Genomic DNA, 12,691 nt, shown 5'->3' with positions numbered 1-12,691 from the left:
GGCACGCGGCCGGGGGCGCCCGGGCGCCGGTCAGATCTGTGGTGGTGGCACCGGACGGGACGCGGCACCCGTGCCCGGGAGCCCGGGTGCCGCGTCTCCTCCGACGTCGCTCTCAGACTAGGCGGCGGGCTCGTCGTTGTCCGTCGTACGCGCGATCGCCACGATCGAGACGTCTTCGGGCAAGTTCATGAGCTTGACACCCATGGTGGCGCGGTCCTTGTTGTGCCGGACACCGTTGACCGGCGTCCGGATGACGCCCCCGCCGGAGGTGATCGCGTACAGCTCGTCGCCGAGCCGCACGGCCAGCGCGCCGACCAGGTTGCCCTTGCGGGCCTTGGGGTCGGCGGTGAGCACGCCCTTGCCGCCGCGGCCCTGGGCCGGGTAGTTCTCGATGCCCGTCCGCTTGGCGAAGCCGCGCTCGGTGGCCACCAGGACGTCGACGCCCTCCTCGACGACGATCATCGACAGCAGCGAGTCGTCGTCGGACAGCGAGATGCCGCGCACGCCCTCGGTGGCGCGTCCCATCGGCCGCAGCGTGGCGTCGTCGGCCTTGAAGCGGATCGACATCGCCTTGCGGGTGACCAGCAGCAGGTCCTGCTCCGGGTCGATCAGCGCGGCGCCGACCAGCTCGTCGCTCTCGCGCAGGTTGATCGCGATGACGCCGCCGCTGCGCGGGGAGTCGAAGTCGGTGAGCCGGGTCTTCTTGACCTGCCCGTTGGCCGTGGCCAGGACCAGGTACGGGGCGACGCCGTAGTCCTTGATCTGCATGACCTGGGCGATCCGCTCGTCGGGCTGGAAGGCCAGGATGTTGGCCACGTGCGCGCCGCGGGCGGTGCGGTTGGCCTCGGGCAGCTCGTAGGCCTTGGCCCGGTACACCCGGCCCTTGTTGGTGAAGAACAGGATCCAGTCGTGGGTGGAGCCCACGAAGAAGTGGTCGACGATGTCGTCCTGCTTGAGCGCCGCACCCATGACGCCCTTGCCACCGCGCCGCTGCGACCGGTACAGGTCGCTCTTGGTCCGCTTGGCGTAGCCGGTGCGGGTGATGGTGACGACGACCTCCTCCTCGGCGATGAGGTCCTCCATGGAGACGTCACCGTCGTTGGCCACGAACTTCGTGCGCCGGTCGTCGCCGTACTTCTCCACGATCTCGGCGAGCTCGTCGTGGATGATCTGCCGCTGCCGCTCGGGCGAGTCGAGGATCGCCTGCAGGTCGGCGATCCGGGCCTCGAGCTCGGCGAGCTCGTCGAGGATCCGCTGCCGCTCGAGGGCGGCCAGCCGGCGCAGCTGCATGTCCAGGATCGCGGTGGCCTGGATCTCGTCGATGTCGAGGAGGTCCATCAGGCCGGTCCGCGCCGCGTCGGCCGACTCGCTGCTGCGGATGAGCGCGATGACCTCGTCGAGGTGGTCGAGGGCCTTGGCCAGCCCGCGCAGGATGTGCGCGCGCTCCTCGGCCTTGCGCAGCCGGTAGCGGGTCCGCCGCTGGATGACCTCGATCTGGTGGGCCACGTAGTGGCGGATGAGCTCGTCGAGCCGCAGCGTCCGCGGGACGCCGTCGACGATCGAGAGCATGTTGCAGCCGAAGGTCGTCTGCAGCTGGGTGTGCTTGTAGAGGTTGTTCAGCACGACCTTGGCGACGGCGTCCCGGCGCAGCGTGATGACCAGCCGCCGGCCGACGCGGTCGGAGGACTCGTCGGCGATCTCGCTGATGCCCTGCAGCCGGCCGTCCTTGACCGCCTCGGCGATGGCCTCGGCCAGGTTGTCCGGGTTGACCTGGTAGGGCAGCTCGGTGACGACGAGCTGGACGCGGCCCTTCGCGTCCTCCTCGACGGTGACCACCGCGCGCATCCGCACCGAGCCGCGGCCGGTGCGGTAGGCCTCCTCGATGCCATCCCGGCCGACGATGAGGCCGGCGGTCGGGAAGTCGGGGCCCGGGATGCGCTGCATGCAGGCGGTGAGGGCCTCCTCCGGCTCGGCGTCCGGGTTCTCCAGCATCCAGAAGACCGCGGCCGCGACCTCGCGGAGGTTGTGCGGCGGCATGTTGGTGGCCATGCCGACCGCGATGCCGGCCGAGCCGTTGATCAGCAGGTTCGGGATGCGCCCGGGCAGGACCAGGGGCTCCTGGTTCTTGCCGTCGTAGTTGGGCTGGAAGTCGACGGTCTCCTCGTCGATGTTGGCCAGCATCTCCATGGCCAGCGGGGTCAGCCGGGCCTCGGTGTACCGCATGGCGGCGGCCGGGTCGTTGCCGGGAGAGCCGAAGTTGCCCTGGCCGTCGATGAGCGGGTAGCGCATCGACCACGGCTGGGCCAGCCGGACGAGGGCGTCGTAGATCGCCGAGTCGCCGTGCGGGTGGTAGTTACCCATGACCTCGCCGACGACGCGGGCGCACTTGACGTAGCCGCGGTCGGGGCGGAAGCCCTGGTCGTACATGGCGTAGAGCACGCGGCGGTGCACCGGCTTGAGGCCGTCACGGACCTCGGGCAGGGCGCGGCCGACGATCACCGACATCGCGTAGTCGATGTAGCTGCGCTGCATCTCCTGCTGGAGGTCGACCGGCTCGACGCGGTCGCGGGCAGGGGTCTCGGTCACGGTTCAGGTCCTCGTGGTTCGTTGCGCGGTGGCGGAGACGCGGGGAGCCCCCTCGCAGGGCCCCGCCGCGAGCGGTGGGGCGCGAGGGGGCCCTCCCTCAGACGTCGAGGAAGCGGACGTCCTTGGCGTTGCGGGTGATGAAGCTGCGGCGGGCCTCGACGTCCTCGCCCATCAGCACGCTGAACAGCTCGTCGGCGGTGGCGGCGTCCTCGAGGGTGACCTGCAGCAGGATGCGCGACTCGGGGTTCATCGTGGTCTCCCACAGCTCGGTCGCGTTCATCTCGCCGAGGCCCTTGAAGCGCTGGATCGCGTCGTCCTTGGGCAGCTTGCGGCCCGACTCCGCGCCGGCCCGCAGGACGGCGTCGCGCTCCTTGTCGGAGTAGACGTACTCGTCGCCGTGCTTGCCGCCCCACTTGATCTTGTACAGCGGCGGCTGCGCCAGGTAGACGTGGCCGGCCTCGACCAGGGGCCGCATGAAGCGGAACAGCAGGGTCAGCAGCAGCGTGCGGATGTGCTGGCCGTCGACGTCGGCGTCGGCCATCAGCACGATCTTGTGGTACCGGAGCTTCGACAGGTCGAACTCGTCGTGGATGCCGGTGCCGAACGCGGTGATCATCGACTGGACCTCGTTGTTCTTGAGGACCCGGTCGATGCGCGCCTTCTCGACGTTGATGATCTTGCCGCGGATCGGCAGGATCGCCTGGAACATCGAGTCGCGGCCGGACTTGGCCGAACCGCCGGCGGAGTCGCCCTCGACGATGTAGATCTCGGAGTTGCGCGGGTCGGTGGACCGGCAGTCGGCCAGCTTGCCCGGCAGCGAGTTGTTGCTCAGCAGGTTCTTGCGGGCCAGCTTGCGGGCGTCCTGCGCCGCGCGGCGGGCACGGGCGGCCGACGAGGCCTTGTTGATGATCGTCTTGGCCTCGGTGGGGTTGGCCTCGAACCAGTGGGCGATCTGCTCGTTGCACACCCGCTGCACGAAGCCCTTGACCTCGGTGTTGCCGAGCTTGGTCTTCGTCTGGCCCTCGAACTGAGGGTCGCCGATCTTCACGGACACGATCGCGGCCAGGCCCTCGCGGATGTCCTCGCCGGTGAGCTTCTCGTCCTTGGGCTTGAAGAGCTTCTTGTCCTCGGCGTACCGGTTGACGATCGAGGTGAGCGCCGTGCGGAAGCCCTCCTCGTGGGTGCCGCCCTCGTGCGTGTTGATCGTGTTGGCGAACGAGTAGACCGACTCGGAGTAGGCGTCGGACCACTGCATCGCGACCTCGACGCTCATCCGCATGTCGTTCTTGCCGGTGCCCTCGGCGCCGAAGCTGATGATCGAGCGGTGGATCGGCGTCTTCTTGGCGTTGATGTGCTTGACGTAGTCCTCGAGGCCGCCGTCGTACCGGTAGGTGATCTCCGTGGCCTCGAACGCCTCCGCCTCGGCGCCCGGCTCCGGGGCGGCCTCGGCGAGGGTGACCTCCTCGGCCATGCCGGTCTCGGCCTTGCCCTGCCCGGGGCGCTCGTCGCGCAGCACGATGGTCAGGCCCTTGTTGAGGAAGGCCATCTCCTGCAGCCGGCGGCTGATCGTGTCGAACGAGTAGGTCGTCGTCTCGAAGATGTCGCCGTCGGCCCAGAAGGTGATCTGGGTGCCGCGCTTCTTCGTCGGGCCGACCTTCTCCAGCGGGCCGGGCTTGGCCATGTCGTAGCGCTGGTGCCACTCGGTGCCGTGGGTCCAGATGCGGACGTCGAGGGCGGTGGACAGCGCGTTCACGACGGTGACGCCGACGCCGTGCAGACCGCCGGAGACCGCGTAGCTCTTGCCGTCGAACTTGCCGCCCGCGTGGAGGATGGTCATGACCACCTCGACGGTGGGCCGCTTCTCCACCGGGTGCATGTCCACCGGGATGCCACGGCCGTTGTCCTCGACCCGGACGCCGCCGTCGGCCAGCAGGGTGACCTTGACGGTGTCGCAGTGACCGGCGAGGGCCTCGTCGACGGAGTTGTCGACGACCTCCCACACCATGTGGTGCAGACCCCGCTCACCGGTCGACCCGATGTACATGCCGGGACGCTTGCGGACGGCCTCGAGACCCTCGAGGACGGTGATGGAGCTGCCGGAGTACGCGTTGTCAGTCTTCGGTCGAGCGACCACGTGGGGCCCTTCTGTCGCGCAACCGGCGCACGGCTCCCCGGCGAGCGGCGGGGGGCAGGACGGCGTGGAGAGGCACTCAGCCGGTTGCTGGCGGTTCCTGCACTCCAGGATACCGGGTCCTACGACAGGAATGCGGCCGTCCACGCCCTGAGGGGGTGTCTGCGCCACTCGCGGCTCGTCCGCCACCCCCGATGGTGGCCCCCGGGTCGACACGCCGACCGCGCGGCCCTGGCGGCCTCGCTCGCCGGTGGGCCCGCGACCTGCCTCGTCGCGCGGCCTGTCGGCCTGCGAGGGGCGGGGGGCAGGGGGTCCGCCCTCAGTTGTGCGGCCCGCTCGGGCGCTCGCCGGACAGGTGCGCGGGGTCCATCGGCGCCGGCCGCTGCCCCGTGCGCCGGTTGACGAGGACCGTCACCGCCCAGAGGACGACGCCGATGGCGAGCAGGATGCCGGCGATCCGGTACTGCTCGGTAGGCCGCCCCGCGAAGGGCGTGGCGAGGAAACCGCAGGCCAGCGCCCCGACGACCGGGAGGACGGTGGGGGTGCGGAAGTGGTCGGCGTCGACCCGGTCCCGGCGCAGCACGAGGACGGCGACGTTGACGACGGTGAAGACGATCAGCAGCAGCAGGGCCGTCGTGCCACCGAGGGCCGGCACCTCGCCGACGAAGGTGATCAGGCCGAAGGCCAGCGCGGTGGTGAACAGGATCGCCGTGGTGGGCGTGCGCCGGCGCGGGTGGACCCGGCCCAGCAGCCGGGGCAGCACCCGCTCCCGGCTCAGGCCGTAGACCAGCCGGCTGGCCATGAGCATGTTGATCAGCGCCGAGTTGGCGACGGCGAACATCGTGATGACGCCGAACAGCCCGAGCGGGAAGCCGGGCGCCCCCGCCTGCACCACCTGCAGCAGCGGGGTGTCGCCCTCGCTGAGCCGGTCGGCCGGCACCAGCGCGATCGCCGAGATCGACACGAGCACGTAGATCAGGCCGGTCAGGCACAACCCGGCGAGCAGCACCTTGGGGAAGATCCGGCGCGGCTCCTTGCACTCCTCGGCCATGTTCACGGAGTCCTCGAAGCCGACCATCGCGAAGAAGGCCAGGCCGGTCGCGGCGATGACCCCGCCGAGCACCGACCGCTCCCCGGTGTCGAACTCGGTGACCCGGGAGAAGTCGCCCTCGCCGCCCCCGAGGGCCCAGACGCCGACCCCGATGACGATCAGCAGGCCGGTGAGCTCCACGCAGGTGAGCAGCACGTTGGCCTTGACGCTCTCCCCCACCCCGCGCAGGTTCACCAGCGCGACCAGCGTCATGAAGCCCAGGCCGATCAGCGTGATGCCGATGCCCTCGCCCAGGCTGAGGCCGAAGACGCTGGCGAAGTTGGCGCTGAACGCGCGCGCGGCGGTGGACGCCGAGGTGATGCCGGAGCTCATCACCGCGAAGGCGACCAGGAACGTGACGAAGTGGACGCCGAACGCCTTGTGCGTGTAGAGCGCCGCGCCGGCCGCCTGCGGGTACTTGGTCACCAGCTCGAGGTAGCTGAACGCGGTCACGAGCGCGACGAGGAAGGCGACCAGGAACGGCAGCCAGACCACCCCGCCCACCTGGGCGGCGACCTGACCGGTGAGCGCGTAGATCCCGGTCCCGAGGACGTCACCGACGATGAAGAGCAGGAGCAGGCCCGGACCCATCACCCGCTTGAGGGCGGGCTGGCCGTCCTCGGTCCGGTCGACGACGGTGCTGGTCTCCGCCACGGCTGCCTCCTGAGCTGTCCCGGTCACTTCCCGTGTCCGGCCGCCGTTGGCCAGGCTGTGGTGCCCGATCGTGGCCCGGCAGCCGGTCGGGCGCGACCCGAGCGGACCGCCCGCCGCGGCCGGACACTGGGGCATGGCCGAACCCGCCGCCGCCCCGAAGACCTGTCTCGTCACCGGTGCCACCGGCTACATCGGGGGCCGGCTGGTCCCCGAGCTGCTCCGGGCCGGGCACCGGGTCCGCGTGATGACCCGCTCACCGGAGCGGCTGCGTGACCACCCGTGGGCCGGCCAGGTGGAGGTGGCCCGCGCCGACGCCGGGGACGCCGACGCGGTCGCGGCCGCCTGCGCCGGGGTCGACGTCGTCTACTACCTGGTCCACGCGCTGGGGACCGGGCCGGAGTTCGAGGAGACCGACCGGCGGACCGCCCGGGTGATGGCCCGCGCGGTGCGGGAGGCCGACGTCGGGCGACTGGTCTACCTCGGCGGGCTCGAGCCGCGCGACGAGGAGCTCTCCCCCCACCTGCGCTCCCGGGCGGAGGTCGCGCAGATCCTGCTGGCCTCCGGCGTCCCGACCGTCGTCCTGCGGGCGGCCGTGGTGCTGGGGTCCGGGTCGGCGTCCTTCGAGATGCTCCGGTACCTGACCGAGCGGCTGCCGGTCATGGTGACGCCGCGGTGGGTGCACAGCCGCATCCAGCCGATCGCGATCCGCGACGTCCTCCGGTACCTCGTCGGCTGCGCGACGCTGCCGCCCGACGTCTCCCGCTGTTTCGACATCGGCGGGCCCGACGTCATGGACTACGCCGAGATGATGCAGCGCTTCGCGGTGGTGGCCGGCCTGCCGCGGCGCCGGATCCTGCCGGTGCCGCTGTTCACCCCGTCGCTGTCGAGCCACTGGGTCGGGCTGGTCACCCCGGTGCCCGCCGGGATCGCCCGGCCGCTGGTGGAGTCGCTGCGCAACACCGTCGTCTGCGGCGAGCACGACATCGCCCGCCACCTGCCGGACCCGCCGGAGGGCCTGCTCGGGTTCGACGACGCCGTGCGGCTGGCCATCCAGCGGACCCGCGACTCCGCCGTCGCCACCCGCTGGGCGTCGGCGTCGGTGCCCGGGGCGCCGTCGGACCCGCTGCCGACCGACCCCGACTGGGCCGGCGGCAGCCTCTACGTCGACGAGCGCACCCGGGCGACCGACGCCGCGCCGGCCGACCTGTGGCGGGTCGTCGAGGGCATCGGCGGGGACACCGGCTGGTACTCCTTCCCGCTGGCCTGGGAGGTGCGCGGCTGGCTGGACCGCGCGGTCGGCGGGGTCGGCCTGCGGCGCGGCCGCCGCTCGCCGCGCGACCTCTACGTCGGCGACGCCCTGGACTTCTGGCGGGTGGAGGAACTCGAGGAGGGCCGGCTGCTGAGGCTGCGCGCCGAGATGCGGGTCCCCGGGCTGGCCTGGTTGGAGTTCCACGTGGAACAGGAGGGCGGGCGCACCCGGCTGCGGCAGAAGGCGACGTTCCGGCCGCACGGCTTGTTCGGCCACCTCTACTGGTGGGTGCTGGTCCCCTTCCACGGGTTCGTCTTCGGGGCGATGGCGCGCAACATCTGCCGCGCCGCGGAGCAGGGCACGGCGGCCGCCGGGGAACACCGGGCCCGAGCGGCGTGACCTGCCGGCCTCGGCCGGAGCCGCCCTGCCGGTGCCGGACCCGCCTCGTGGTCGGCCGGGTCACCCCCCGGTCACACCAGCAGCTGGGCGGCGGCGAGCTCGCGGTAGAGCGGGCTGGTCTCCACCAGCTCCTCGTGGGTGCCGCGGGCGACCACGCGTCCGCCGTCGAGCACCACGATCTGGTCGCTGTCGAGCACCGTCGACAGCCGGTGGGCGACCACCAGCAGCGCCCGGTCGGCGGCGGCCGCGGCCAGCGTGTTCCGCAGCAGCTGCTCGTTGCGGGCGTCGAGGCTGGCGGTGGGCTCGTCGAGCAGCAGCAGCGCCGGGCGGGCCAGCAGGGAACGGGCGATCGCCAGTCGCTGCCGCTCCCCGCCGGACAGGAGCACGCCGTCGTCCCCGACGGGCACGTCCAGCCCGCGCGGTGAGCGCTGCACCACCTCGGTCAGCCCGACGTCGGCGAGCACGGCCCACAGCTCCGGGTCGGTCGCCCCGGGCGCGGCCAGCAGCAGGTTGTCCCGCACCGACCCGGCGAGGACCGGAGCCTCCTGCTCGACGTAACCCAGCCGGGCGCGCAGACCGGCCCGCGGCAGGTCCCGGACGTCGGTGCCCGCCCACCGGATCGCCCCGCCGGTGAGCGGGTAGAAGCCCTCGACCAGGGCCAGCACCGTGGACTTGCCCGCCCCCGACGGGCCGACCAGCGCCACCCGGCTCCCGGCCGGCACCGCCAGTGACACCCCGTGCAGCACCTCGGTGCCGTCGGGGTAGGCGAACGTCACGTCGTCCAGCTCGAGCAGCGGGACGCCGGAGCCCGGGGGCGAGGCGGGGACGGCGACGGTCGCCCCGCCCCGCTCGGGCCGGGCGTCGACCTCGGGCGGGAGCGCCAGCACCTCCTGGATCCGGGTGAGCGCGCCGAGCCCGGTCTGCAGCTGGGTCCACGCACCGATCGCCTGGCCCAGCGGCATGACCAGCAGGAACAGGTAGAGGATGAAGGCGACCAGGTCGGCGACGGCGATCGAGCCGGTCGCGACCCGGTACCCGCCCAGGCCGAGGACGGCGAGGAACGCGCCCTGGACGGCGATGGAGCCGGCGGGGGAGACCAGCGCCTCCAGCCGCGCCACCCGCACCCCGGCCGCGTAGGCCCGGCCCGCGCTGGCGCCGACGACCCCGACCTCGCGCCCGGTGGCCCCGCTGGCGCGGATGGTGCGGACCGCCGACAGCGCCCGCTCCACGGCGGCGGTCATCGCGCCGACCTCCTCCTGCGCCTGCTGCGAGAGCCGCCGCACCCTGCGGGCCACCGAGGCGACGACGGCGACGCCCAGGGCGACGGCGACCACCGTGACCAGCAGCAGCCAGCCGTCGACCAGCGCCATCGCCACCAGCGCACCCACCCCGACGACGACCGAGCCGGCGATGTCGACCACGCCGGAGGTGACCGTGGCCCGCAGCAGCGTGGTGTCCGCGCCGACCCGGGACATCAGGTCGCCGGTGCGCCGCCGGTCGTACTCGGCGACCGGGAGCCGCAGCAGCCGGTCGGCCAGCGTCCGGCGGGTCGTGAGCACCACGCCCTCGCCGGTGCGCTGCAGCAGGAACTGCTGGAACGCGTTGAGCGCCGAGGAGGCGACGAGCACGGCGAGCAGCACCAGCACCGGGGGCAGCAGCGCCCGCCCCGCACCGACCGCGTCGATGACGCCCGCGACGAGGGCCGGCTGGGCCAGCGCCCCGGCGGCCGCGACCAGGGAGAGCGCCGCCGCACCCAGCAGCGGCCCGCGGTGGGGGCGCAGCAGCGGGAGGAGCTCGCGCAGGCCGGCCGCCGGCGCCGGCGGACCGGCCTGCTCGCTCACGAGACGACGGCGAGGGCGCCGACGATGGCGGTGAGCAGGCGGGCGTGGTGCTCGATCAGCTCGGGGCGCTGGCCGTCGGGCCGGACGGCCGCGACGTGCCCTGCCGCCGTCCAGAACTCGTCGCCGTCGTCGGTGTTCAGCAGCAGGCCGCGCACGGTGGCGTCCTCGACCAGCCGCCGGGTCGCCGGCCCGTCGTCGGCGGCCAGCAGCACCCAGCGGGCGTCGAACTCCGGGTCCCCGCTGGGCACCTGGACCAGCCCGCCGGTGCGGTGCTTCCAGAACCGGGCGGGGGACAGCCGCAGGACCGGGACGGCGCCCAGCACCGGCGCGGCCGTGATCGCGTACTCCGGGACGACGTAGCGCCCGGAGGCGTAGACGACGTCGAAGGCGACCAGCTCGAGGGACCCGTACCGGCCGCGCATGACCCCGGCCGGCCGGTGGTCCCGGGTGGCGCGGACCGGCGCGGTGCGGACCAGCTCGGCGAGGACGGCGTCCTCGGGCCCGCTGCCGTCGGAGATCTCCCACCCGTGCTGGAGGGCCCAGCCCTGCGCGCCCACGGGGTCGCCCTGGTAGGCGAAGACCCGCTCGACCTCGCCCGGCGTGCGCGGACGCCGGGCACCGAAGAGCCCGCCGCGCGCCGGGGGCTGCTCGGCCGGGGGCGCCCCGGCGGGCGGCTGCCACCCGGAGGGCTCACCCGCCGGCGGCTGCCAGGCCGGCGGGTCCGCCGGCGGCCGCGGGTCCACCGGCGGCTGCGGGGTGGCGGGCCGCTCGGGCTGGGCGGCGGGCAGGTCCCAGCCGGGCGGCTGCCACGGCGCGGACTCCTCGCGCGGCGGCTCCGCGGGGTCGGGCCGGGCGGCCTCTCCCCCGCCGAGGTGGGTGGGCTCGCGCCAGCCGCTGCCGTCCTCCGGGCGGTCGTCGAAGCCGTCGCGGTCGCGATCACGGGGGCTGGTCATCGCTGCATCGTCCTCCCGACGGGCCGGCGACCGGCCCGCTGCTATCCGTACGTGTCCCGGGGCCCCCGCCCGCGGACCGACCGCGGGCCCTTCTTCCAGCTGGGGGCCGTCGGTCCGACAACGCGCAGGCGGGTCACGACGTCCCCGCCGACCGAGGCGCGCAGCTTGCCGAGGATCGTCGGCGCGAGCAGCCGCAGCTGGGTGGCCCAGGCGGTGGACTCGGCCACCACCAGCAGCTCGCCCTCGGTGAGGGTCTGCGGCGTGCAGTGGGCGGCGATGTCGGGCCCGACCAGCGCCGACCACCGGCCGAAGACCGCGCCGACCCGGGTGTGCTCGGTCCAGTCCTGCGACGTCACGAGGGAGTCGACCAGCCGGCCCAGGGGCTGCGGGTCGTCGTCCCCGGGCCGGGGGCCGGTCCAGGTGCGGCGCGGGCCGGCGATCCGCCGGCGGGTGGGCCGCGGTCGCGCCGCGGAGGCCGCGCGGGCGGCCTCGAGCGCCGCCCGCGCGATGTCGCTGGGCCGGCCCGGGCGTTCACCGTCCGCACTCATCGCGCTCCCTCGCCGAGCACCGCGCCGTCCACGGCCCCATCCTCGGCACCCGGGGTCGCCAGTGGAACCGCCTGGCCGCCGGCCACCTGCACCACCGTGCGGCGCAGCTCGGGCGGGACGTCGTCGAGCACCGCGGCGGTGATCAGGGTCTGCTCCGCGGACCGGGCGACCGCGGCCAGGGCCGCGCGCCGGTCGGCGTCCAGGGTGGCGAAGACGTCGTCCAGGACCAGGATCGGCTCCTCCCCGTCGGCGCGCAGCAGCGCGAAGCACCCCAGCTTGAGCGCCAGGGCCAGGGACCAGGACTCGCCGTGGCTGGCGAACCCCTTGGCCGGCAGCGCGCCGAGGGAGATGACCAGGTCGTCCCGGTGCGGGCCGACCAGGGTCATCCCCCGGTCGACCTCCTCGGCACGGCGCTCGGCGATCCGCGTCCGCAGCGCCGTGCTCAGCTCGGCGACGTCAGGCAGCCGGGCGTCCGGCGCGATCGGCGTCCCGTCCCCGGCCGACGGCACCGTGCTCGCGTAGCCCAGCGCCGCGACGGCGGCGTCCGGGCCGGCGACGTCGGCGTAGGCACGGGCGACGTGCGGAGCGAGGTCGGCCACCAGCCGGAGCCGGGCCGCGAGCAGCTGTCCGCCGAGGTCGATCAGGTGGCCGTCCCAGACGTCGAGCGTGGCCAGCGCGTCACCGCGCGCCAGCCGGGCGGTCTTGAGCAGTGCGTTGCGCTGCTTGAGCACCCGCTCGTAGTCGCTGCGCACGCCGGCCAGCCGCGGCGTGCGGCTGACCAGCAGGTCGTCGAGGAAGCGCCGCCGCTCGGCGGGGTCGCCGCGGACCAGGACGAGGTCCTCCGGGGCGAAGAGCACGCTCTTCACCAGGCCGAGCAGCTCCCGCGGGCGGGGCAGCGGCGCGCGGTTGACCCGCACCCGGTTGGACCGGCCGGGGTTGATCTCGATCTCGACCAGCAGCTCGCGGTCCTCGCGCCGGAGTGCCGCGCGCACCACGGCCTGGGCTGCGCCCTGCCGCACCAGCGGGGCGTCGCCGGCGACCCGGTGGCTGCCCATGGTGGCGAGGTAGCCGACCGCCTCGACCAGGTTGGTCTTGCCCTCCCCGTTGCGGCCGACGAAGACCGTCGGCCCCGGGCGCAGAGCCAGGTCCACCCGCTCCCAGTTGCGGAACGACCCGAGCTGCAGGTGCCGTACGTACACCGTCAAGCCCCCAGCGACGAGGTGCTGGAACGGCCCCTCTG

Annotated in this window: 8 protein-coding genes; 1 reads left to right on the top strand and 7 read right to left on the bottom strand. The window is 73.7% G+C overall.

Annotated elements, in window-relative coordinates; genetic code table 11:
* Positions 1–117: 117 nt before the first annotated feature.
* From gyrA to ACI79I_RS08445, 3 genes are all read right to left on the bottom strand, one after another.
* Positions 118–2,586, bottom strand: a complete 2,469-nt coding sequence (gene gyrA, locus ACI79I_RS08455) for a DNA gyrase subunit A (RefSeq protein ID WP_456991866.1) — start codon at positions 2,584–2,586, stop codon at positions 118–120.
* 97 nt (positions 2,587–2,683) lie between these two features.
* Entirely contained in the window at positions 2,684–4,720 is a 2,037-nt protein-coding gene (gene gyrB / locus ACI79I_RS08450) for a DNA topoisomerase (ATP-hydrolyzing) subunit B (RefSeq protein WP_456991865.1), read from the bottom strand.
* Positions 4,721–5,036: 316 nt separating this feature from the next.
* Positions 5,037–6,461 carry an APC family permease gene (locus tag ACI79I_RS08445; protein WP_456991864.1) on the bottom strand — a complete coding sequence of 475 codons (1,425 nt, stop codon included), beginning with the start codon at positions 6,459–6,461 and terminating at the stop codon, positions 5,037–5,039.
* Positions 6,462–6,594: 133 nt separating this feature from the next.
* Here ACI79I_RS08445 and ACI79I_RS08440 point away from each other — a divergent pair, with 133 nt between their 5' ends.
* Positions 6,595–8,109, top strand: a complete 1,515-nt coding sequence (locus ACI79I_RS08440; RefSeq protein ID WP_456991863.1) for an SDR family oxidoreductase — start codon at positions 6,595–6,597, stop codon at positions 8,107–8,109.
* A 71-nt stretch (positions 8,110–8,180) separates the two neighbouring features.
* Here ACI79I_RS08440 and ACI79I_RS08435 read toward each other — a convergent pair whose 3' ends face one another.
* The 4 genes from ACI79I_RS08435 to recF are packed head-to-tail and all read right to left on the bottom strand — an operon-like array spanning position 8,181 to position 12,650.
* Positions 8,181–9,950 carry an ABC transporter ATP-binding protein gene (locus ACI79I_RS08435; protein ID WP_456991862.1) on the bottom strand — a complete coding sequence of 590 codons (1,770 nt, stop codon included), beginning with the start codon at positions 9,948–9,950 and terminating at the stop codon, positions 8,181–8,183.
* Positions 9,947–10,903 (bottom strand): hypothetical protein, encoded by a 957-nt coding sequence (locus ACI79I_RS08430; RefSeq protein WP_456991860.1) that lies wholly within the window; start codon positions 10,901–10,903, stop codon positions 9,947–9,949. The genes ACI79I_RS08435 and ACI79I_RS08430 overlap by 4 nt, the downstream gene beginning before the upstream one ends.
* Positions 10,904–10,944: 41 nt before the next feature.
* Entirely contained in the window at positions 10,945–11,451 is a 507-nt protein-coding gene (locus tag ACI79I_RS08425) for a DUF721 domain-containing protein (RefSeq protein ID WP_456991859.1), read from the bottom strand.
* The gene (gene recF / locus ACI79I_RS08420; RefSeq protein WP_456991996.1) at positions 11,448–12,650 is read right to left on the bottom strand and encodes a DNA replication/repair protein RecF; all 1,203 of its coding nucleotides are present in this window, start codon (positions 12,648–12,650) and stop codon (positions 11,448–11,450) included. Before recF ends, ACI79I_RS08425 begins: the two co-directional genes overlap by 4 nt.
* Positions 12,651–12,691: the final 41 nt, after the last annotated feature.

This window comes from Geodermatophilus sp. SYSU D01105 (genome assembly GCF_054050095.1).
This window is presented reverse-complemented; position numbering and strand designations above follow the sequence as displayed.